Consider the following 22,328-nt stretch of genomic DNA (forward strand, 5'->3'; position numbering starts at 1 on the left):
TTCAGCGCGATCTTTAAAACTAAAAGAACAGACTCTTTTAAGTAAGATGCGCCAAGAATATGTAAAGAGCGTTAATCAAACAAATCTTCTTCATTTAATTTAAAAGAACTTCCAACGCCGCCGTCGTCCTCATCGGTATCAACCATCCCCATCAGTTTTTGGTGAGCCTGAAATTGACTCAGGGCCTGAGGGGTCATTTCCTGTTCGAGCCTGCGTTTCAATTCTTTAAACTCCGCTGCCAGATCCCGTTCTTTCACATAGAGATTGAACGTATGGTCCCAGCCCCGAAGCACATCGTCGATCGGGCGGTCAGGGTGCAAGAAGGTCTCATGCCCAATAAACTTCCCCCCGTTCGGTGCGTGAAATTTGCCAAGCAGACTATTCAGCGGTCCTGAAAACCCATTTTTTATGAGGTGGCCTTGAAGCGCGCTTGAATCTAAGCCTAAATCCCCATCGACGGTCTTTAAAACTTCCTGACGAAGTTTGTCAAGCGAATCGGATGAGAAATTCAGCAGTCCTAAACGCTCCCCAACCTCATCCATAATGGACGGGTGCAGGATGATCGCGGCCAATAACAAGGTTTCGCGCCAGTTTTGCGCATTAATTTTTGTATTTTTTGCAATATTTGTTTCCAGATGGGTGTGATGATTTTTTTTCTCAAACTTCCAGTCCCGGCGTGGCTGGAAGGGTTTTGTCTCTTTTTTTGCGCGGATTTCCTTCCACATCCGGTCTTTCAGCGCAGATAAAAAGTGACTTTTTACCGATTCGTCTTCGATCTGGAAGGCATGTTTCTTCAGTTTGTCTTCCAACAGCGCGCGATCTTCAGCTGTCTCCAGATTGATGCCCTCACTTTCCGTGCGCCACAAAAGTTCTGACAACGGAATGGCGTCATCCAAAACCGTCTGCATGGCCGCGCTGCCTTCTGCCTTGATCAGACTGTCCGGGTCCTCGCCTGTTGGCAGATGAACAAATTGCAGGCCATAGCCGGGTTTCAGATGAGGCAAAGCGCGTTCCGCCCCCCGAGAGGCCGCACGTTGCCCTGCCGCATCGCCATCGAAACACAGGGTCGGGCGTTTACTCATGCGCCACAGCAGCTGAATTTGTTCTTCCGTCAGGGCTGTGCCTAGCGGTGCAACCGCGTTGGGGAAGCCGCCTTGTGCCAGACCGATCACGTCCATATAGCCTTCGGTAACGATGATCTCTTCTTTCTTGTGCGCACTTTCACGTGCCTGGGCCAGACCGTAAAGAATGGTGCCTTTATGAAAGAGCGGAGTGTCAGGGGAGTTCAGATATTTCGGTTTGCCATCGCCCAGAATACGTCCACCAAAAGCAATCACCTTGCCGCGTCGATCCGTGATGGGGAACATGACACGTTCGCGGAATCGTTCATAAGGATTGCGACCACGATCATCGGGCTGGATGAGAAGGCCCGCTTCGATCATCAGGCTTTCTTCGATACCTTCGCGTTTCAATGCGGCTTTCAGTCCCCCCTGAATATTGGGGGAATATCCCAGACGGAACCGTTTGATGGTTTCTTCGGTGAGACCGCGATCGCGCAGATACGCTAGACCCTTTTGACCTTCGGGCATACGAAGGGCGCGTTCATAATAAAGGGTCGCCTGTTCCATCACGTCATAAAGTGTGTTGCGCCGTTCGGTACGTTCGCGTTGTTCGGGCGTGTCCTGCGGGACGTCCATTCCGGCCTGAATGGCCAGACGTTCAACCGCTTCGGGGAAGTTCAGCCCTTCGGTATTCATGACGAAGTCAAGGGCACTGCCGTGCGCACCACAGCCGAAGCAATGGTAGAAGCCTTTATCGTCATTGACGGTAAAGGAGGGGGATTTTTCGCTATGGAAGGGACAAAGGCCGGAATGTTCCCGGCCTTTTTTAATCAGCTTCACCCGTTTGCCGACAATCTCTGAAACAGAGACACGGTTTCTAAGTTCGTCAAGGAATCCGGGTGGTATTGCCATGGTGTGTTTCTATATCTGTCATCCCTGCGCAGGCAGGGATCTCTTTGTTATTGTTCAGGAGATTCCTGCCTTCGCAGGAATGACGGTCTTTTGCTAAGCCAGGCGCGCTTTGATGATTGCACTTGCTTTACCGAAATCCATCTGTCCGGCATAGCGGTCGCGGATGGTTTTCATGGTGGGGCCCATGTCTTTCAGGCTGGAGGCACCCAGTTCTGCAATGATAGAATCGACAGCTTCGCCGATTTCTTCTTCTGACATTTGTTTTGGCAGGAATTGCTCGATAATCTTGATCTCGCTGGCTTCCTGTTCGGCCAGTTCAAGACGGCCACCATTTTCATACATGGTGATGCTGTCACGGCGCTGCTTGATCATGGATTGCAGCAAAGACAGGATTTCATCGTCGCCAATGCCGTCCGGTTTTTCTTGTGTTCGTGCCGCAATGTCGCGGTCTTTAAGGGCTGCCATGATCAGGCGCATGGTAGAAACGGCATGCGTGTCTTTTGCGACCATAGCCTCTTTTAAGGATGATTTAATCTGCTCACGAAGCATTGCTTTGAACTGTCGTTGTTTTAAGGAAAGCAAGAAACTTATACCAACTGGCGAAAAAAATCAATCAGAAACTATTTTGTAAGCCATTGAAAAATAAGCATAAATTTTATTTGTGACTCCCTCTTGACGAGCGTGGTAGATTTCTTTATCAACGCGCCAATTTGCCTATAGGCATTGAATGAATATAGCTCTTTTATAAAGGACACTGTAGCCATGTCGCAGACACAAGCACCGGTTGCCCCGATGCCACCGAAAGCCCGTCCCAAAAACGCCAACGCCGCACTGGTATTGACGGATGGAACTGTTTTTTGGGGGAAAGGCGTTGGTGTTGAAGGTGTCGCCATCGGGGAAGTCTGTTTCAACACTTCCATCACTGGCTACCAGGAGATCATGACCGACCCTTCTTATGCTGGTCAGATCATCACATTTACCTTCCCACATATTGGTAACGTCGGCACCAACGCCGAAGATATCGAAACTGCCAAGCCCGCTGCACGCGGCTGTATCCTGCGCGCCGATATTACAGAGCCTGCCAACTGGCGTGCGGCTGAACATTTTGATGCCTGGATGAAAGCCTCCAACCTGGTCGGCATCTCCGGTATCGATACGCGTCAGCTGACCCGCTACATCCGCGACAATGGTGCTCCGGGCGGCACTGTGATCCATTTGCCCGCAGGTCAGGAGATTGATCTGGATGCCCTTAATACAATGTCCAACTCTTTCCCCGGTCTGGAAGGGATGGATCTGGCGAAAGAAGTCATGTGCGATGCGCCATATGAATGGGACGAAGCAGGCTGGACCATGGGTGAAGGTTACGCCAAGCAAGATGCACCTGAATACCATGTGGTAGCGGTTGACTTCGGTGCCAAGCGTAACATCCTGCGCTGCCTGGCCGCTGCGGGCTGTCGTGTAACGGTTGTTCCGGGCAATACATCTGCTGAAGATATTCTGGCTTACAACCCCGATGGCGTGTTCCTGTCAAACGGTCCGGGCGATCCGGCAGCCACAGGTGAATATGCGGTACCGATGATCCAGGAGATTATTGAAAGCGGCAAGCCGATGTTTGGGATTTGCCTCGGTCACCAAATGACCTGTCTCGCCCTTGGTGCCAAGACATATAAAATGCATCTGGGCCATCGCGGTGGTAACCACCCGGTTAAAGACCTGACCACAAGCACGGTTGAAATCACATCACAAAACCATGGCTTCGTGGTGGATGAAGAAACACTGCCAGCAAACGCCAAGGTCACGCACCGTTCATTGTTTGATAAAACGCTGGAAGGGATTGCCCTGGATGACAAGCCTGTCTTCTCTGTGCAGCATCACCCGGAAGCCTCCCCCGGCCCGCAGGACAGCCACTATCTGTTCGCGCGCTTTGTTGAACTGATGGCGAAAGCAAAATAAGCATGTCCCTTTCCGATAACGCTTCGAAACTCCTCAACGCCATGGCAGAAGATGATCAACTGCCAGGCGGGGCGTTTCGTGACGTGGAAGGGATCTGCGAAGAATTTATGGTGAGCTACCCCGATCAGGGCACGCTCGCCGACTGGCTCGAAGAACTCTGCCAAGAAGGCGCAGCCATTTTGGAAGATCATGAACTCCACGTGAAACCCACGCCTCCGTTCATGGCTTCTATCACGCTGCATGGCTTGGATATGGCTGGGTATTTGAGCAGATAGGAAATTATCGTCATTCCCGCGAAAGCGGGAACCCAGTGTATGGGAAATGACATGCACTGACTTCTGGGTCCCCGCTTTTGCGGGGATGACGTGGTAGAGAATGAATTGTGTCATCGGTTTATCCGGTGACATGTTGGAAAACGAAGGACGATAAGGTTAGTCATGCCAAAACGTACAGATATTAAATCAATTATGATTATTGGTGCCGGCCCCATTGTGATTGGGCAAGCATGTGAGTTCGATTATTCAGGGGCTCAGGCTTGTAAGGCGCTGCGTGAGGAAGGCTATCGGGTGATTTTGGTGAACTCCAACCCCGCGACCATCATGACCGACCCAGGCATGGCTGATGCGACTTATATCGAGCCGATCACACCGGACGTTGTTGCCAAAATCCTGGAAAAAGAAAAGCCGGATGCACTACTGCCAACAATGGGTGGTCAAACCGCTTTGAACACGGCGCTTGCCTTGTACGAGAACGGCACGCTGGAAAGACTGGGTATCGAAATGATCGGTGCGACAGCGGATGCGATTGACAAGGCGGAAAATCGCGAACGTTTCCGTGAAGCCATGACCAAGATCGGTCTGGAAAATGCGAAATCTTATGTGTGTCATACACGTGCAGAAGCAAATGAAGCCCTGGAAGACATCGGCTTCCCGGTGATCATTCGTCCAAGCTTCACCATGGGCGGCACCGGCGGTGGTATCGCTTATAATAAAGAAGAGTTTGAAACCATTGTGGCTTCCGGTCTCGCGCTGTCGCCGACGTCGGAAGTTCTGGTCGAGGAATCGCTTCTGGGCTGGAAGGAATATGAGATGGAAGTTGTTCGTGACAAAAACGACAACTGTATCATCATCTGTTCTATCGAAAACGTTGACCCGATGGGCGTGCACACAGGCGACTCCATCACCGTTGCCCCGGCCCTGACGCTGACCGACAAAGAATATCAGATTATGCGCAATGCGTCTTTGAACGTGCTGCGTGAAATTGGTGTGGAAACGGGCGGGTCGAACGTACAGTTCACCGTGAACCCGAAAGACGGTCGCCTGATCGTGATTGAAATGAACCCGCGTGTGTCACGTTCCTCTGCGCTGGCTTCCAAAGCAACCGGTTTCCCGATTGCGAAAGTGGCGGCCAAGCTGGCGGTTGGCTTTACACTGGATGAGCTGGACAACGACATCACAGGCTGCACGCCAGCCTCGTTTGAACCGTCCATCGACTATGTGGTGACAAAAATCCCACGCTTTACTTTTGAGAAATTCCCCGGCACTGATGACAGCCTGTCCACAGCGATGAAGTCTGTGGGTGAAGCCATGTCCATCGGCCGTACTTTCCAGGAATCGCTGCAAAAGGGTCTGCGTTCCATGGAAACAGGCCTGACAGGTCTGAACGAAGTTGAAATCGAAGGTGCTGACGGGCCGGAAGGCAAGCTGGCGATCATCGGTGAACTGGGTAAGCCGCGTTCTGATCGTCTGCTGGTGATCGCACAAGCGTTCCGCCACGGTCTGAGCCTTGAAGAAATCCATGCTGCCTGTAAGTACGAGCCATGGATGCTGCGTCAAATTCAGGGCATCGTTGAAGCAGAACAGGAACTGATCGACAAAGGCCTGCCAAGCGAAGCCGATGATCTGATGCGCTTCAAGAAAATGGGCTTCTCTGACAAGCGTATTTCCGAGCTGACAAAACGTGATCTGGAAGTTGTGGCTTATCGCCGTCACGTGCTGAATATTCACCCGGTCTACAAACGCGTGGATACTTGTGCGGCAGAATTCCCGTCCAAGACGTCTTATATGTATTCTGCTTACGAAGGTGACGGTATCAACGTTCCGGAATGTGAATCAGACCCGTCTGATCGTGATAAGGTCGTAATCCTGGGTGGCGGTCCAAACCGTATTGGTCAGGGTATCGAATTTGATTACTGCTGTGTACATGCCGCTTACGCTTTGAAAGAAGCAGGCTATGAAACCATCATGGTCAACTGTAACCCGGAAACAGTATCGACTGACTATGACACCTCTGATCGTCTGTATTTCGAACCACTGACAGAGGAAGATGTGATCGAACTGATCCGCGTTGAACAATCCAAAGGCAACGTCAAAGGTGTGATCGTACAGTATGGTGGTCAAACGCCATTGAAACTGTCTCACGCTTTGGAAAAAGCAGGTATTCCAATCCTTGGTACATCTGTTGACGCGATTGATTTGGCAGAAGACCGTGAACGTTTCCAACAGCTGCTGGCTGAACTGGGTCTCAAGCAACCATCAAATGGTCTGGCACGTTCTGAAGAAGAAGCATTGGCCATCGCTGAAGGTATCGGCTTCCCGCTGGTAATTCGTCCTTCCTACGTATTGGGTGGTCGTGCGATGGAAATTGTCCATAACATGGACCGTCTTAAGCGTTACATGAAAGAAGCGGTTCAGGTGTCCGGTGACAGCCCGGTTCTGCTGGATAACTTCCTGCAGGATGCGATTGAGGTTGATGTGGATGCGGTTGGTGATAGCGACGGTAACGTCTATATCGCAGGTATCATGCAGCATATTGAAGAAGCGGGTATCCACTCCGGTGACTCTGCCTGTTCCCTGCCGCCATATTCTTTGAGCGACAAAATCATTGGTGAGTTGAAAGATCAGGCAGTTTCCTTGGCGAAAGCTTTGAAAGTTGTCGGTCTGATGAACGTACAGTTCGCGGTGAAAGACGATGTGATCTACATCATCGAAGTGAACCCACGTGCATCACGTACCGTACCGTTTGTTGCCAAAGCGACAGGCATTCCGGTTGCGAAGATCGGTGCGCGTATCATGGCGGGTGAAAAACTGGCTGACTTTGGTATCAAAGATCAAATGCCGAAGATGGATCACGTTGCGGTTAAAGAAGCGGTCTTCCCATTTGCCCGCTTCCCGGGCGTTGACATTCTGCTTGGCCCAGAGATGAAATCCACTGGTGAGGTTATGGGGCTGGATAAAGACTTCCCAACGGCCTTTTTGAAAGCGCAGATGGGCGCAAGTTCTCACCTGCCGACAGAAGGCTGTGCCTTTGTTTCTGTGAAAGAACGTGACAAAGAAAAGATCGTGCCGATTGCACAGAAGCTGGTGGATATGGGCTTCTCTCTCCTGGCGACATCAGGTACTGCGAAACACCTAGAAAGCAACGGTATTTCTGCCAAGACCGTCAATAAAGTGATTGAAGGTCGTCCGCACTGTGTGGATGCGATCCTGAACAAGGAAGTTCACCTGGTGATCAACACCACCGAAGGTCTGCAGGCGATTGAAGACAGTTATTCAATCCGTCGCGAAACTCTGACGCAAAGCATCCCTTATTACACTACAATGGCGGGTGCACAGGCAGCAGCAGAAGCGATTGACGCGCTTCGAGCCGATACGCTTGAAGTCGGTTCGTTGCAATCTTATTTTGACAAATCCTTCTAAATCAGATTAAGAAGGAAGAGTTCTTTCGTTTGCGCCCTCACGAATGCGTGGGGGCGCAACTATTTTTTATTGTACGTTTGGGAAAGAGTTATGGAACGGATACCCATGACCGCTGAGGGTTGTGCTCAGCTTGAATTAGAATTGAAGAACCTGAAATCGGTTGAACGTCCGGCAGTTATTGCGGCGATCGCAGAAGCGCGTGAACATGGCGACCTCTCAGAGAATGCCGAATATCATGCTGCTCGTGAAAAACAAGGGTTCATTGAAGGCCGCATTAAAGAACTGGAAGCTGTGATCAGTGTTGCCGAAGTGATTGATCCGAAAACCCTGTCCGGGGACGTGGTCCGCTTTGGCGCAACGGTTCTGGTGGCGGATGAAGAAACCGATGAAGAAACCACGTATCAGATCGTTGGTCAGCATGAAGCCGACCTTGAAGGTGGTAAAATCTCCATCAGTTCTCCACTTGCACGCGGCCTGATTGGCAAGAGTCTGGGTGATAGCGTAGAGGTCCGCACACCAGGTGGTGCCAAATCTTACGAGATTGTGGAAGTCGAATATAAATAACGACTTACGATATTTATAAAAAAAGCGGCGTCTGATTTTCAGCGCCGCTTTTTTCATCTATTCTTTGACCTGACTTATTCGTCTTCATCCTCATCCGCCACATCAACCTTGATCGGCACGCCGGGGATGGTTTTGGAACTGCGAATCGTCATGGATGATTTGACATGGGCCACGTTTGGCGCAGATGTCAGGGACTTGGTCAGGAACTGCTGGTACGAATCCCAGTCTTTTTCAACAATCTTCAGCAGGAAGTCGGTTTCCCCTGCCAGCATATGGCATTCGCGCACTTCCGGCCAGCTTTCGACCAGATCTTCAAAAGCCTTGAGATCTGATTCGGCCTGGCTGTTCAAGCCAACTTGCGCAAAGACAGTGACGTTGAAACCAAGGGCAGCCGGATCAAGTTCAGCATGATAGCCGCGCACAAAACCGGCCTCTTCAAGGGCACGCACACGGCGCAGACAAGGCGGAGCGGAAATGCCGGCACGGCGGGCCAATTCGACATTTGTCATGCGACCATCATCTTGTAAGTCCGCAAGAATACGACGGTCGATTCGGTCAAGTTTGACCTTTTGCATAATAATTCTACTCCAAAAATTCCCTGAAAGACGCAATGATATTACAATGTTGTTCCTAACAAGCCAAGAGAAGCTTGTCAAAAAGAAGAAATAAAATTGCGTTTTTTTATCTTGGTGGTGGATATGAGAAAAGAAAAATTACGCTGTTCTGGAACCTTAGCGCGTAGTTTAGAAAACGGAACGGGCCTTGTCAGCTACGCATTTGATTTTTTTGATAAATTTTAAGAAGCAAGCTATAGCCCTGTTAATAAAAAGGCGTTAACGTTAAGGCGTTCAAGATATCTTGTTTCCCCGCTTGCAAATGGTTGGGAGAGAAGTTAGTCTGTCACTAGTTTTGAATCATTCTAAAATAGGGAATAACAATAATGTCTCAAGTTCTCGTTGGTCAGGAAGCACCTGATTTCACAGCACCGGCTGTAATGGGTGACAACTCAATCGAAGATGCGTTTAACCTGAAGTCCTATCTGGACGGTTCTTACGGTGTCGTTTTCTTCTATCCGTTGGACTTCACATTTGTATGTCCTTCAGAAATCATCGCTTTTGACCACCGTATGAAAGCATTTGAAGAGCGCGGCGCGAAAGTAATCGCTGTTTCTATCGATTCGCACTTCACACACCTGGCGTGGAAAAACACACCGGTTAACGAAGGCGGTCTGGGGCAGGTTCAGTTCCCAATGGTTGCTGACATCACCAAAGACATCGTAACAAACTACGGCGTTAAAACCGGTCCTGGTATCGCGTTCCGTGGCACATTCATCATCGACAAAAATGGTGTTGTTCGTCACCAGCTGGTAAACGATCTGCCACTGGGCCGTAACGTTGATGAAACCATCCGTACACTGGACGCGCTGCTGTTCCATGAAGAGCACGGCGAAGTTTGCCCAGCAGGCTGGAACAAAGGCGATTCTGGCATGACTGCGACACCTGATGGCGTTGCGGCATACCTGTCAGAAAACTCTGACAAGCTGTAAGTCGATTAAGTACTTATAAGTATAGAGAAAAGGGGGGCTGTGGCTTCCCTTTTTTCTTCTCCCTTGCGCTCAGGAAACATCCTGCCTAGATTAGCGCCCTCATTTGAATTTTATACTTCTATCAAGGATATCCTTCATGTCCGAACAGCACCATTCCAAGGTTCTCATTCTCGGTTCCGGCCCCGCAGGCTACACGGCAGCCATCTATGCAGCGCGTGCAAACTTAAAACCCATTCTTGTAAAAGGCCTGCAGCCCGGTGGTCAGCTGACCATCACAACGGACGTGGAAAACTATCCTGGTTTCGCAGACCCTATTCAGGGTCCCTGGCTGATGGACCAGTTCCATGATCAAGCCAAGAACGTGGGCACAGAAATGTTTGACGACACTATCGTTGAAGCAGACCTGTCATCGCGTCCATTCAAACTGACGGGGGACAGCGGCACTGTTTACACTGGTGATACATTGGTGATCAGCACGGGTGCTTCTGCACGTTGGCTTGGTCTGGATTCAGAACAGAAGTATCAGGGCTTTGGTGTTTCTGCCTGTGCCACATGTGATGGTTTCTTCTATCGCGGTAAAGAAGTTGCAGTTGTTGGTGGCGGTAACACGGCTGTTGAAGAAGCCCTTTACCTGACCAACTTCGCGTCCAAAGTTTATCTCATTCACCGTCGTGACGAACTGCGTTCTGAAAAAATCCTTCAGGATCGTCTGCTGAAGAACGAAAAAGTTGAAATGGTCTGGGATAGCGTGATTGACGAAATCGTTGGTGAAGAAGAGCCGTTTGGCGTTACTGGCGTGCGTGTGAAGAACGTTAAGACAGATGAAGTTAAAACCATTCCGGTACACGGCGCGTTCATCGCCATCGGCCATGATCCGAACACAGGCTTGTTTAAAGGTCAGCTGGATATGGATGATGAAAATTACATCCTGACAGATGCGGATAGCACACAAACCAGCATCAAAGGTGTATATGCGGCTGGTGACGTACAGGATAAGGTCTATCAGCAAGCCGTAACGGCTGCGGGGACAGGCTGTATGGCAGCACTGGAAGCAGAACGTTTTATTGCTGAGATGGACGACTAAGGTCTGCTTCTTCAAAAAAATTAAAATGATGAAGGCGAAGGGATGTTTTTCCTTTCGCCTTTTTCGTCTATGTTATATACGCATACCTTCTATGCGATTTTTGAATGGGATGACAGATGCATTGGGACAAATTACGGGTCTTTCACGCTGTTGCGGAAGCCGGAAGCTTTACACACGCTGGTGAGAATCTGAATCTCAGCCAGTCTGCGGTAAGTCGTCAAATCAGTGCCCTGGAAGACAGTGTCCAGGTCAGTCTATTCCATCGCCATGCCCGTGGTTTGATCCTGACCGAACAGGGTGAATTGCTCTATAAAACTGCCCATGAAGTCTTTGCCAAGCTTGCCATGGTGGAAAGCCAGCTTTCTGAAACCAAGGAAAAGCCGCAGGGCACATTGAAAATCACAACGACCGTGGCCTTTGGGTCTACTTGGTTGACACCTAAAATCCGTGAATTTCTGGAGCTCTATCCAGATATCGAAGTTTCCGTCGTGCTGACGGATACCGAATTGGATTTGTCCATGCGTGAAGCCGATGTTGCGATTCGCATGAGTCCGCCAAAACAGCCGGACCTGATCCAGCGTCATCTCTGGCGCATGCCTTATCATATTTATGGGGCACCAGAGTACCTGAAGAAACATGGTATGCCACGTACCCCACAAGACCTGGATGATCACCGTATCATTGTCTACGGCGATGATGTGCGCCAGCCCGTGCAGGGACTGAACTGGCTGCTGTCTGCGGGGCGCAGTGACGGCACCAAACGCACAGCCGCCCTGCGTGTGAATAACGTTTATGGCATTTACCGTGCGGTACAGTCCGGCCTGGGCCTTGGGGCTTTGCCGGAATATATGAGCCGGGAAGTGGGGAATCTGGTGGAAATCCTGCCAGAACTGCGTGGTCCGGTGATCGATACTTACTTTGTCTATCCAGAGGAATTGCGCAATTCGAAAAGAATTACGCTTTTTAGAGATTTTATTGTCCGCAAAATGAGTCAGGCGCATTAAGCTGCTTTAGTTTAAGTGTTTGAAAATAAATAATAAAAAACTAACCATACGGTCAACTATGCGCTAAACGCATAGCTGCCCTGATTTATTTGCTATGGTGTTTGATAGTGCGACGAGCTAAATATAGCTCATCGACTTTGTTGCGTTGCAGCAAAGTTTCTTCCCCTCAGGTCTTACCTGAGTGTGAGGGTCCCCTTCTCGGGTTGACCCTACGTCTCCCAGACGTGAAGCCTCCCTGTTAAAACTTGCCGGACCCTCGTGGTCCGGTTTTTTTTTTGATTATTCCGACTTAATCCGAAAGTATAAGTCTGTTTTATTACAGTGACTTATGGTGTTCCATGCGCAGGACGCATGGTAGGGGTGATAAAATAAATCTGGTTGTTTCTTTAGAAATTATATAAAACAAGACTCATCTAATGCTGCAGCGCAGTATTAAGCAGATTTTCGGACTTGTTCCGATCTAAGGGCCTTTTTATTGGGTCCTACGTCTCCAGACGTGAAGCCTCCCTGTTATAGACTTGCCGGGCCTTCGTGCCCGGCTATTTTTTTGCCCAGTCGAAATAAAGCTTACGCAGATGCATGGTGATGTCGCCGATAGGCATGGATTTGTCTTCGATTTTGGTGCAGGGACCGACCTTAAAATAATTCCCGGTGCCGAAAATCTCATCAGCCTCGAGCAGTTCCTCAAAGGCGACAGGTTTCTCAATGACCTGATAGTCATTGGCGCGGGCCAGTTTAATGACGCGCTGACGGGTAATGCCGTTCAGGAAGGTGCCATTGGGGGCAGGGGTAAAGAGGGTGCCGTCTTTGACATAAAACAGATTGGTATAGGCAAATTCGGCAACGTTCCCGTTAGGGTCCAGCACCACAGCGGTATCAAACCCTTGATCGGTTGCTTCTTTAACGCAGCGCGCCACATTGGGATAGAGGCAGGAGGCCTTGGCTTCCGTGGGGGCCATATCGCGTGCCGGACGGCGAAAACTGGATTTACAGGCACTAAACCCGGTTGGTTCCGGTAGCGGGGCATCAAAGATGCTGAGGACAAAACGGGTGCTGGCCGGATCAGGTGCAATAAATCCCGCATCCGCATAAAACATGGGGCAGACATAAAGTTCTGACTTGGCAGGGAATTTGGCGACCCCTTCCCATGCGAGTTCTTCTATTTCACGGGCACTTAACATAGGCGCCATCCCCAGGATACGCGCAGAATCGATGGATCGCTGGCAATGGAGGTCAAGATCGGGGACTACACCATCAAACGCGCGTGCACCATCAAAGACGGTGGATGAAAGCCACACCCCATGGGTGCGTGCGCCCATCATTTCTGGATTGCCTTCGGACCATTTGCCATCAAAATATGTCCAGGTTTTGCCGCTACCGACATTTCCCATACGTCTCTCCTCACCTTTGGAATGTTCACTTTTAATGTTGTGATTGTTTTTTCTTTTGTGAAGGATAGCGATTTAAAGTTTTTTTATGCAACTGCTTTTTACGTTGCCTTTGATGATAGCACGTTTCCCAAAGCCGCCGTGCAGACAGAATGGTCCCGGTGGGCAGGGGCGTGAGATAACGCGGAATGGGTCCGTTGAAACGCAGAGTCAGATCAGTCATTTTATTCTCCTTGTAGGAAAATAGACCTAATCTGATTTTTTAATTTGTAAACCCCTATTGGGATGCCCAGATGATCCGGTGAATCCAGACGATCTCATCCATTTCGAAGATGCGGTCTTCATATTCCGGGTTTAAAGACTGCAATTCGATCTTTCTGGCGGATCGACGGCGCAGTTGTTTGGCCATAACTTCGCCTTCAACTGTCTTTACAACTACACGGTCTCCGCGACGGATATTGGCGTTGGGCGAGACCAAAACCTGGTCCCCATCACGAAAGACGGGTTCCATACTTGCGCCTGATATTTCAAGGGCATAGGCATTGGAATCGGGCACATCAGGAAAGGGGATTTCATCCCAGCTGCCCCCTGTTGGATAGCCCGCATCGTCAAAGAATCCTTGTGATCCCGCCTGTGCCAGACCGATCAGGGGGACATTTTTGATGACACCACGCCCACCTTCACCCTGCACGTATCCAATGAACTCAGCTAGGTCTGAATGAGTGGCTTCCAGGATTTTCGCAATGCTTTCTGTACTTGGCCAGCGGGCTTTGCCCTCACGGGTCAAGCGCTTGCTTTTATTGAATGTCGTGGGATCAAGTCCAGCTTTACGCGCAAGGCCGGACGCGGACAATCCGTACTCTTGTGCGAGGCGATCTATAGCGCGCCAGATATCAGCATGTTTCAACATTCGAGCATTATTATAGAAATAAGATCACAATGCTATAGGAATTTATTGAAAACTTGTCATTGACATAGGACAAAATTACTGTATTTAAATGTTCTTGTTGTGTTCTTTTGTCAAAATACACCAGAGAGTATATGAGTATGTCGACTACAAAACGAATTGTTCTGCCCCCCAGCCATGATGTTGAAACTGTTCCTTTTGCTGATGGTGAAGAAGCCTGGTTTTGGTTTTCGCGTTGTCAGGTCATGCGTCTGGATGGCGCCCGCTTTATATCCGGCATGGTTGAAACCCCGAGGCCTTGCAGCCCGGATGATGTGTACCGTGCTGTTATGCGTCTTTATCAGAAACGCCGCATTGAAGGTCAGCATCTGCAGGTGCTTGGCCAATATGGGGAACGGCTTACCCCACCGGATGAATATGTCAGGCAGGAACGCGAAGATGTTCCTTTATGGAAAGAGGCTTTAATTAAACTGGGCGATGCCCTGCAACAGAAAGGAATCGTACAATGAGTACAGCACTGGTTGTCTTTAGCGACAATGCAGGGGTTTGGTGGCTCAAACTCTTGAAACCCGGGTTTCGCCATTGCTTTGTCATTCTGGAAACAGATCGCGGATGTATCTGGCTGGACCCTTTAAGCAACAACTTTACCGTCAAGCTGCTGGAAGGTTATGAACTTGCAGGTCTTTTGAAATGGTATAGGGACCAAGGCATGCGGGTTCTGAAAGTAAATGTGGATACCACCCGGGCGACCCCGCATTGTTGGGCACCGATGACTTGCGTCGAAGTGGTCAAGCGACTGGTTGGTGCACGCGATTGGCGGGTTTTAACCCCATGGCAGCTCTATAAAGCGCTCAATAAGAACAAAAAGAGAATATATAGGAAAAATTACTTGACATTTGGCGCTTAGTTCGTTAGGTTTTGTCTCAGTCAACAGGAAAACTGTGACTAAAGCCCTTCGAGCACGCTCGAGGGGCTTTTTTTTGGGCCAATTTCAGGCCTTCCCCTGAACATTTTAAAAAGGAGAGTCCCATGGGAGGAGTATTTTCATCCCCAAAACCCCCGGCACCCCCACCAGAACCACCTGCACCGCCAGAACCGGAAGATGCAGAACGTGAAGAGCGTCTGAAGAATATGGAACGCCGTCGCCGCGGGCGTCAGGGCACCATTCAGACATCCTGGCGTGGGTTGGAACAAAGTAATGCAATCCCGACATCGGGCAAGCAATTGTTAGGAGACTGATTATGTCGGAATTGACACCAAAAGACGTGCTTGAACGGTTTGAAAAAGCAAAGGAACGTCGCAACGTCTGGGAAAGTCATTGGCAGGAATGTTATGATTTTGCACTGCCCCATCGCACGGGCTTTTTCAGCGGCGGCACACCCGGTGAAAAACGCGCAGATAAACTGTTTGATGGCACGGCCCCGGATGCAGTGGATCAGCTGGCGGCCAGTATGCTGGCACACCTGACGCCGCCCTGGGCACGCTGGTTCGGCCTGACACCGGGACCGGAAGCAGACGAAGCCCAGTTGCAGGCGTTGAATGTGGATCTGGATAAAGCATCCCAAACCTTGCAGACGCATTTTGAACGATCCAATTTTTCCATCGAGATGCACCAGTGTTATCTGGACCTGGTGACCGTCGGCAGTGCGTGCCTTCTGTTTGAAGAAGCCCCACCGGGGGAAGCTTCGGCCTTTCGTTTCACCGCTGTTCCCTTGTCACAAGTGATGATGGAAGAAGGGGTCGGCGGTCTATTAAGCGACACCTTCCGTCGTAGTGAGATCAGCTTTGATCATTTACGTGCCCGTTTCCCGGAAAGCAAACTGCCTGCCGATATGGCTGATCGGGCAAACCGCAATAAGGATGAGAAATATGCCGTTGTGGAAGCGGTGATCGAAAATGGTCCGCGCTTTGACTATATGGCTGTATTGGAACATGGCTATGGTGGCACGGGGGAACCTGTGTTACTGCGCCGTGGTGCTTTTGCCCATTCTCCTTTCATCGGGTTTCGCTGGTTGAAAGCACCGGGGGAAAGCTATGGTCGGTCCCCGGTGATGAAGGCTTTGCCGGACATCAAGACGGCGAACAAGGTGGTGGAACTTGCCCTTAAAAATGCATCCATCGCGGTAACCGGGATTTGGCAGGCAGATGATGACGGGGTGTTGAACCCGGCAACGATCAAGCTGGTACCCGGCACCATTATCCCTAAAGCTGTGGGGTCCGCCGGTCTTACACCATTGCAGTCACCAGGCAGTTTCGATCTGTCTCAGGTCGTGCTGGAAGAATTGCGCAAACGCATTCGTCACGCCCTTCTGGCCGATAAGCTTGGGGCAACGGACAGCAAGCAGATGACGGCGACTGAAGTGTTGGAACGCTCGGCAGAAATGGCACGTATTTTGGGGGCGACCTATGGGCGTTTGCAGGCGGAACTGTTAACACCGCTTGTGGTGCGCGCACTGGCTGTTCTTAATCGCCGTGGGGAGGTCAACAACCTGCGGGTCGATGGCCGTCATATTGACCTGCAATATAAATCCCCGCTTGCCAGACAACAAACCCGCAAAGAAGCCCAGGATATTCTTGCCTGGATTCAGTCGCTTGGCAGTCTGGGGCCGGAAGCTATGGGGTTGATCAACCCGATGAAGACGGCACGTTTCCTTGCCAAGGCCTACGGTGTACCCGGTGAAATCCTTAAGACAGAAGAGGAAATGCAGGAAGCCGAAGCACAGACCGCCAACCCGGCAGCCATGGCCGGGGTGGTTCCCGGTGCTGGTGAAGGTGGCGATATGGGGGAAATCGGTCAGATTGCCCAAAGCATTATGAGTGATCCCAAACAAATGCAAAACCTGATGAAAGGATTAGGAAATGCCCAACCGCAATGAGCCGGGCTGGTCCTGGTTTGAAAAAATGATTGATCATAATGATCAGTCTCAAATGAGTGCAGATGAAGATATGCCCGCCCGTTTTGCCCGCTGTTTCCGTGGGGAAGATGGTGAGGCTGCCTTAGCCCATCTGGCTGAAATGACGTTGGCCCGTCCCTTGGGTGCCAATGCACATAACGGGATTTTACGACATCTGGAAGGTCAACGTTATCTCGTTTCCTACATCATGGGTCTGGTGCGCCAGGGCCGTGAAGCAAACTAACTCTTCAACTTTATCGTATAGGTGAAAAATGAACGAACATATTGAAACAATGACACATGAATGCCCGTCGTATCTGCCGAAGAAATTCTGGGATGCGAAAAAAGGCGAAGCCCGCATGGAAGCGATGGCCCAATCCTATCGTGACCTGGAACGCAAGATCGGTTCTGTCCCGGTGCGCACGCTGCCGAAACATCATTCTGAATATTGTGTGGAATGTAAAAGCGATCTGTTTGGCGTTGATGACGGCATCAACGAACGCATGCATAAAGCAGGCTTTACTCAGGAACAGGTGCAACTGGTCTATGACCTTGCCCATGAAGCGCTGGAACCGATGGTGGCGGAAATTGCAGCTGGCCTGCATAGCCATCAGCAGATCGATCGTTTGTGCGAGAAATTTGGCGGGGAAGACCGCTGGCTGGAAACCGCGCGTCAGCTGCGTACCTGGGGGGAACAGAAGTTCGGCCCGCAGGCGCTGGAAGCCATGGGCAGCAGCTATGACGGCGTCATGACTCTTTATGAAATGATGACCAAAAATGAAAATGAACCCGGCTTCGGCGGGTTTGAAGAAACAGGTGGTCTCAGCAGTGAAGAAGACGTGCGTCGCCTGATGCGTGATCCGAAATACTGGCGCGATCGTGATCCTGCAACGGTGGAACGCGTGCGTGACGGTTTCCGTCGCCTCTATCCGGGCTAAGTGACTGGGCCGCTATCTCTTGTCTTAAAGGGGTGGCGGCCTTTTTCTTTGTGGATTAGGATAGGGCCATGACCTATCCCATTCTCTATAGTTTTCGCCGCTGTCCTTATGCCATGCGCGCACGGATGGCGCTTTACGTCAGCGGTATAACGTGTGAACTGCGCGAAGTGGTTTTGCGTGACAAGCCTGCTGAAATGCTCGCTTTATCGCCGAAAGCCACGGTCCCTGTTTTACAGTTGCCGGATGGTACCGTTCTGGAAGAAAGTCTGGATATTATGCGCTGGGCCTTGGTGAAGAATGATCCGAAAGGCTGGTTGAAAGCTGATGAAGATGAAATCGCGCAACTGATCTATCAGAATGATCATGTGTTTAAAATTCATCTGGATCGCTATAAATATGCTAATCGTTATGATGACGCTGATCCTTTGCTGGAACGGGAAAAGGCCGAAATTGTCCTGCAAGATTTGGATCAACGTATTTCTGCACATGGGCACCTGTGTGGTTATAAACCCAGCCTCGCCGACTACGCCATCTTCCCCTTTATCCGTCAGTTCTGCTTTGCTGATAAAGCCTGGTTCCAATCTTCACCCTATCAATCCCTGAACCGATGGCTGGAAGGTTTTCTGGAAGAGGTGGTGTTCCTGAATGTTATGCCGAAATTCCAGCAATGGCATAGGGGAGATGAGCCGTTGTTGTTTGGGGCACAGGTTTAAAAGTTAATTCTACTGTGATTGTTCCCAACTGTAGGGAGGCTCATCATGGTTGAATTTTTCTTTCAAGTAATTTTGGAACGTTCCACCATTTTGTTTTTCAAAACGTTTAATGTCGGCTTGGGCACGTTCCAATCCTTTGTTTCCTGCACGAATGAGCATCAAGATACCCTTATATTCATCTTTCTCAACACCAAAACCTTTTAGGTAGGCATGTGCCAGAAGATAAATGCTTTTGGGCATGCCTTGGGCAGCGCTTTGAGTAAGATAATCAATGCCCTTTGAGACATCTTTTTCAATGCCGTTTCTGCCATGAATATAGATACGCCCCAGCTCTTCTGTGGCTGGTGGAAATTTAAGGGAATGGGCTTTCAGAAAATAGGACATGCCTTTTTCAATATCTTGAGGAATGCCATAGCCTTCAAAGTATAGAACGCCTGCATCGAAAATGGATATTCGATAGTTTTGTTTTGCAGCCTGTTCGTACCAATAGAGTGCTTTTTCAGCAGACTTTGGGGTTTTAATACCGTCTCTGAAAGACCAGCCAAGCATATGTTGCGAACCCGCATCACCTTGTTCAGCTTTTTGAATGGTGAGTTCGAAATCTTCGCTGAAGTATCTTTCTTTATCAATTTCGACTTTATCTGAATTTCGCGCTGATGCTGCATGCGTAAAGAGAAGGATGAAGCCTACAAATAGAATTTTTAAACATCTCATTTCATTTGCCCATTTTCATTATCAGTACAATTAAAACGTACTATGGACGGTTTAGAAACATTTTGAAAGGAACTGCAATGTCAGATTCAAAGAAAAGAAGGCCTGATCTTAAAAAGAAGGCAAAAGACAAACTTATAGGTGGAGCTATCAAGAAGAAAATTTTTGAATGGGCTTATGGTAAGGACCGGTATGGCATCAATGGTGGAAATATAGGGCCTTTAGGTCCCTCAATAGGAACCAATGGACCGGAAACAACTGGAGAACGAGCAATTGATGAACTGAGGAGTGAGGGCGTACCAGAAAAATATCTTGATTATAATCAGGTCGTCTCAGATGCAGACAACGCCATACGACGTGGGGATAGTCCCGAAAAAGCAATTCGTTATGCAAAGCAAAAAGCAAAAGGCCGTTGGTTGGAGCAGCGGTTTCGGCCTCAAAGAATGCAGTCCCATCAATCAATGAGTAGCCAGTCCGTTCAGCCTGGGATGGTAACGGATATGAGATATCGAGGAGATGATGCGGTGCCATCAAAAGGAAAGAACAATCCACAGGATGTGGTTCTGCCAGCGGTGATGACACCAACAGTTATTGCTATGCGTAAGCAATTGGAAGAACAATTAAAAGGGTCATCTGAAGATGACCTTCAGATTAAACATCCAAAAGACTGGACACAGGAAGAGTTACTGGCAGCGATGAAGGAGCGCGAACGGATCAGTGATCCTGTCATGAAAGATCAAATGTTTCGGCGAGAACGTGAATGGTTTGAAAATGCCTATGGCAATCAGGAAGTCGAATATGATGAAACAGGCAAGATGAAACAGCCGAAGATGCGTGGCCCGGTATATGCACATCCGACACCGATGAAGACAAAGGATGGTCAGGATTTGCACGCTGGAATTTCACAAATTGTGGATCAGGCTATTGGTGGCGTTGGAAGCCCAATCGAAGGCATTAATTTGCCCTTTTATGATGAAGAAAAAGGCGGATGGGTTCAGTTTGATCCAATGACAGGTGGATATAATAAAGTGCCTGCTGGTCCGGCTCAGGAAAAAGGTCGCGAACCTCATCCAACTGATTACGTAAAACTTCCTTATGAGCATATGCAACCGGGGGAAATTGATGAGTCTGTGCCTGTGATTACTAAAAAGGCTCCCGACGTGGTCAAAGGCATTCAATCCGGTCTCAATATGCTGACCAACAAGCAGAACCAGTCACCACTTCCAGGTGCTGTGAAACAGGTGAAGTTGAAAGAAGATGGCGTGGCCGGACCGAAGACATCACTTGGTCTGAAAAAGGCGCTGGTGGAAAATGGCACGGGCAAGGTGGCCGAAGCCGTGGCGATGGGTCAGTTTAAGGAAGTGGTGAAAAAGGCGAAGAAAGAGGGGCCACAGAATTTGGCCGATGAACTCAGCCAAACCTTCTCCCCACTTTTACCGAAGAAGAAATCACCGAAAGATGGTTTTCAGATGGAAGGGCTTGCCTTGCAGGATACGCTCAATGATCTGGGTGCCGGGCTGAAAGACGATGGCATTGTTGGGCCAAAAACCACCGATGCTTTTACGCAGGCTGCGAAAAAAACCGATGAAGACGACCTGATCAATCGTTTTGCCTACAATATGGGTTTTAACTTCTAAGAGGATTTTTTTTGTCCTCGTTCGCAGGCGGGGCAGACGGGTATAATTTCACCTGCCCTCGCGTACTGGATGAAACCATTTTTTTTCAATTAGAGAATATCTTTAAGTTTTCTTCTCGAAGGCAGCCGCTTTTCAGGCCAAGATCCGTTTTCATCACGTCTCTCCTTTTGAACATCTATGGAAGGAGGAGGGCGGTTTTGGACTGACTATTTCATTTCTTTAGGAATTAAGTTTTTCTCAATATGAAGTTTAGCGATTTTGTTGCCAAGATCAGCCGCCTCCTTGATGAGTTTTATGGCTGTTTCTTCGTCCGTTGGAGCGCATTTTGAGTTTTTCCCGAGAAGCTTGCCAATTTTAAAATATCGTTCGGATTGTGGGTGCTTTTTCAGCCAGTTGTTGTTTATGGCTTTTTCTAACCAGAGCTCACTTTGGGTTTGAGACTTATTGGTGCCAATGCCTTGTCTGTAGTAAATGGCCAATATGACTTGAGCATGATAAAGGCCTTTTTCTGCGCTGGTTTTCATGTTGCTGTACGCATTTCTGTAAAAACGGCTGTTTGATGCGCGTTGATAATGCCAACAGGCGAAGTTGAAATATGCATTTGCACTTTGTGAAACTTTGAGTGCCGCTTGATGCCAGTAATTAGCACTTGGATCATCGGGGGGGAGCGTCTTCGCGTATTCTTCAAAAAAGCCCTTGTAGCCGAGGAATGCTCCCATTTGGGCGACCTGTTGTGCAGCATTTGGGTCATGAAGGACCAATTCATAATACCTGCTTAGAAGTGCCTCTTCTTGATCATTCGTTGTCATTGTTGTGCAGCTTGTGATCGTAAGCAGAAGTATAGCAATCAGATAAGTTTTTAGATTTTTCATTTCACTACTCACCACTTAACTAAGGAGACTATTATGTCGAATGTTCAAACACAGCAACAAACTTGTACTCAACAAGACAAAGATGAGATTACACAGCTTGAAGAGGATTTAAAAGATGTTAATCATGCCTATGGTGTTACTAAACAGTTAGCCGCGAAATATTATTTAGACTGGGAGGAGTTGAAACAGGAATATCAAGAAGCCAGTGATCCTCAGGAGAAAAAGGCAATTAAACAGGATATGGATGCGGCTAAATCTGACTACGATAATGAAGTTTTGGAACTTAATAGGCTGACACGTGAAAAAGATGCAATTAATAGTAGACTAAGCGTGTTGTACAAGAAATGTGGAACCAAAGTGGCTAGGTTCTGTTGACAAAGTGCTTTACCCAAACCCGAATTGATGTGACCTGAACGAAGCCGAGAAAGCTTAACATCGTTTTGTCA

Annotated in this window: 24 protein-coding genes; 16 read left to right on the top strand and 8 right to left on the bottom strand. The window is 49.2% G+C overall.

Annotation, left to right across the window (positions count from 1 at the left end; all coding sequences use genetic code 11):
• Positions 1 to 71: 71 nt before the first annotated feature.
• Complete coding sequence (gene dnaG / locus RYZ26_RS15115) at positions 72 to 1,973, bottom strand: DNA primase (protein ID WP_317684071.1); 1,902 nt, start codon at positions 1,971 to 1,973, stop codon at positions 72 to 74.
• Between the two features lie 93 nt (positions 1,974 to 2,066).
• Positions 2,067 to 2,522, bottom strand: a complete 456-nt coding sequence (locus RYZ26_RS15120) for a GatB/YqeY domain-containing protein (protein ID WP_317684072.1) — start codon at positions 2,520 to 2,522, stop codon at positions 2,067 to 2,069.
• Between the two features lie 213 nt (positions 2,523 to 2,735).
• Between RYZ26_RS15120 and carA the strand changes: the two genes are divergently transcribed.
• The 4 genes from carA to greA all read left to right on the top strand — a co-directional run bounded on the left by carA (position 2,736) and on the right by greA (position 8,188).
• Positions 2,736 to 3,926 (top strand): glutamine-hydrolyzing carbamoyl-phosphate synthase small subunit, encoded by a 1,191-nt coding sequence (gene carA / locus RYZ26_RS15125; RefSeq protein WP_411576875.1) that lies wholly within the window; start codon positions 2,736 to 2,738, stop codon positions 3,924 to 3,926.
• 2 nt (positions 3,927 to 3,928) lie between these two features.
• The gene (locus RYZ26_RS15130; RefSeq protein WP_317684073.1) at positions 3,929 to 4,201 is read left to right on the top strand and encodes a hypothetical protein; all 273 of its coding nucleotides are present in this window, start codon (positions 3,929 to 3,931) and stop codon (positions 4,199 to 4,201) included.
• A 162-nt stretch (positions 4,202 to 4,363) separates the two neighbouring features.
• Positions 4,364 to 7,624 carry a carbamoyl-phosphate synthase large subunit gene (gene carB, locus RYZ26_RS15135; protein ID WP_317684074.1) on the top strand — a complete coding sequence of 1,087 codons (3,261 nt, stop codon included), beginning with the start codon at positions 4,364 to 4,366 and terminating at the stop codon, positions 7,622 to 7,624.
• 90 nt (positions 7,625 to 7,714) lie between these two features.
• Positions 7,715 to 8,188: a transcription elongation factor GreA gene (gene greA, locus RYZ26_RS15140; protein ID WP_317684075.1), complete on the top strand. Its 474-nt coding sequence runs from the start codon at positions 7,715 to 7,717 to the stop codon at positions 8,186 to 8,188.
• Between the two features lie 74 nt (positions 8,189 to 8,262).
• Here greA and RYZ26_RS15145 read toward each other — a convergent pair whose 3' ends face one another.
• Positions 8,263 to 8,763: an Lrp/AsnC family transcriptional regulator gene (locus RYZ26_RS15145; protein WP_317684076.1), complete on the bottom strand. Its 501-nt coding sequence runs from the start codon at positions 8,761 to 8,763 to the stop codon at positions 8,263 to 8,265.
• Between the two features lie 365 nt (positions 8,764 to 9,128).
• Here RYZ26_RS15145 and RYZ26_RS15150 point away from each other — a divergent pair, with 365 nt between their 5' ends.
• The 3 genes from RYZ26_RS15150 (at position 9,129) to RYZ26_RS15160 (ending at position 11,822) form a co-directional block, all read left to right on the top strand.
• Complete coding sequence (locus RYZ26_RS15150) at positions 9,129 to 9,734, top strand: peroxiredoxin (RefSeq protein WP_317684077.1); 606 nt, start codon at positions 9,129 to 9,131, stop codon at positions 9,732 to 9,734.
• A 136-nt stretch (positions 9,735 to 9,870) separates the two neighbouring features.
• Positions 9,871 to 10,818 (top strand): thioredoxin-disulfide reductase, encoded by a 948-nt coding sequence (trxB, locus tag RYZ26_RS15155; protein ID WP_317684078.1) that lies wholly within the window; start codon positions 9,871 to 9,873, stop codon positions 10,816 to 10,818.
• 116 nt (positions 10,819 to 10,934) lie between these two features.
• Entirely contained in the window at positions 10,935 to 11,822 is an 888-nt protein-coding gene (locus RYZ26_RS15160) for a LysR family transcriptional regulator (RefSeq protein WP_317684079.1), read from the top strand.
• Positions 11,823 to 12,361: 539 nt separating this feature from the next.
• Here RYZ26_RS15160 and RYZ26_RS15165 read toward each other — a convergent pair.
• Genes RYZ26_RS15165 through RYZ26_RS15175 form a run of 3 tightly spaced genes read right to left on the bottom strand, consistent with a single transcriptional unit; the run spans position 12,362 to position 14,120 of the window.
• A complete protein-coding gene (locus RYZ26_RS15165; RefSeq protein WP_317684080.1) occupies positions 12,362 to 13,213 on the bottom strand; it encodes a branched-chain amino acid aminotransferase in 852 nt (283 codons plus the stop codon).
• Between the two features lie 31 nt (positions 13,214 to 13,244).
• Complete coding sequence (locus RYZ26_RS15170) at positions 13,245 to 13,433, bottom strand: hypothetical protein (protein WP_317684081.1); 189 nt, start codon at positions 13,431 to 13,433, stop codon at positions 13,245 to 13,247.
• Between the two features lie 54 nt (positions 13,434 to 13,487).
• The gene (locus RYZ26_RS15175) at positions 13,488 to 14,120 is read right to left on the bottom strand and encodes a S24 family peptidase (protein ID WP_317684082.1); all 633 of its coding nucleotides are present in this window, start codon (positions 14,118 to 14,120) and stop codon (positions 13,488 to 13,490) included.
• Positions 14,121 to 14,257: 137 nt separating this feature from the next.
• On the opposite strand from RYZ26_RS15175, the gene RYZ26_RS15180 reads away from it, so the two are divergent.
• From RYZ26_RS15180 to RYZ26_RS15210, 7 genes are all read left to right on the top strand, one after another.
• Complete coding sequence (locus RYZ26_RS15180) at positions 14,258 to 14,626, top strand: hypothetical protein (protein ID WP_317684083.1); 369 nt, start codon at positions 14,258 to 14,260, stop codon at positions 14,624 to 14,626.
• Positions 14,623 to 15,024 (top strand): hypothetical protein, encoded by a 402-nt coding sequence (locus tag RYZ26_RS15185; RefSeq protein WP_317684084.1) that lies wholly within the window; start codon positions 14,623 to 14,625, stop codon positions 15,022 to 15,024. Before RYZ26_RS15180 ends, RYZ26_RS15185 begins: the two co-directional genes overlap by 4 nt.
• A gap of 122 nt (positions 15,025 to 15,146) precedes the next feature.
• The gene (locus tag RYZ26_RS15190; protein WP_317684085.1) at positions 15,147 to 15,356 is read left to right on the top strand and encodes a hypothetical protein; all 210 of its coding nucleotides are present in this window, start codon (positions 15,147 to 15,149) and stop codon (positions 15,354 to 15,356) included.
• Between the two features lie 2 nt (positions 15,357 to 15,358).
• Positions 15,359 to 16,993, top strand: a complete 1,635-nt coding sequence (locus RYZ26_RS15195; protein ID WP_317684086.1) for a portal protein — start codon at positions 15,359 to 15,361, stop codon at positions 16,991 to 16,993.
• Positions 16,977 to 17,255 (top strand): Bbp19 family protein, encoded by a 279-nt coding sequence (locus RYZ26_RS15200; RefSeq protein ID WP_317684087.1) that lies wholly within the window; start codon positions 16,977 to 16,979, stop codon positions 17,253 to 17,255. Before RYZ26_RS15195 ends, RYZ26_RS15200 begins: the two co-directional genes overlap by 17 nt.
• 28 nt (positions 17,256 to 17,283) lie before the next feature.
• Positions 17,284 to 17,949 carry a capsid assembly protein gene (locus RYZ26_RS15205; protein ID WP_317684088.1) on the top strand — a complete coding sequence of 222 codons (666 nt, stop codon included), beginning with the start codon at positions 17,284 to 17,286 and terminating at the stop codon, positions 17,947 to 17,949.
• 68 nt (positions 17,950 to 18,017) lie between these two features.
• Positions 18,018 to 18,662 carry a glutathione S-transferase gene (locus RYZ26_RS15210; RefSeq protein WP_317684089.1) on the top strand — a complete coding sequence of 215 codons (645 nt, stop codon included), beginning with the start codon at positions 18,018 to 18,020 and terminating at the stop codon, positions 18,660 to 18,662.
• Positions 18,663 to 18,671: 9 nt separating this feature from the next.
• Here RYZ26_RS15210 and RYZ26_RS15215 read toward each other — a convergent pair whose 3' ends face one another.
• On the bottom strand, positions 18,672 to 19,376 hold the full coding sequence (locus RYZ26_RS15215; RefSeq protein WP_317684090.1) for a tetratricopeptide repeat protein: 705 nt from the start codon (positions 19,374 to 19,376) through the stop codon (positions 18,672 to 18,674).
• A gap of 62 nt (positions 19,377 to 19,438) precedes the next feature.
• Between RYZ26_RS15215 and RYZ26_RS15220 the strand changes: the two genes are divergently transcribed.
• On the top strand, positions 19,439 to 21,010 hold the full coding sequence (locus RYZ26_RS15220) for a lysozyme family protein (RefSeq protein ID WP_317684091.1): 1,572 nt from the start codon (positions 19,439 to 19,441) through the stop codon (positions 21,008 to 21,010).
• Positions 21,011 to 21,216: 206 nt separating this feature from the next.
• Here the strand turns inward: RYZ26_RS15220 and RYZ26_RS15225 are convergent, their stop codons facing one another.
• Complete coding sequence (locus RYZ26_RS15225; protein WP_317684092.1) at positions 21,217 to 21,882, bottom strand: SEL1-like repeat protein; 666 nt, start codon at positions 21,880 to 21,882, stop codon at positions 21,217 to 21,219.
• Between the two features lie 33 nt (positions 21,883 to 21,915).
• Between RYZ26_RS15225 and RYZ26_RS15230 the strand changes: the two genes are divergently transcribed.
• On the top strand, positions 21,916 to 22,257 hold the full coding sequence (locus RYZ26_RS15230; RefSeq protein WP_317684093.1) for a hypothetical protein: 342 nt from the start codon (positions 21,916 to 21,918) through the stop codon (positions 22,255 to 22,257).
• The last annotated feature ends 71 nt before the right edge of the window (positions 22,258 to 22,328 follow it).

This window comes from Terasakiella sediminum (assembly GCF_033100395.1).
Lineage (GTDB): Bacteria > Pseudomonadota > Alphaproteobacteria > Rhodospirillales > Terasakiellaceae > Terasakiella.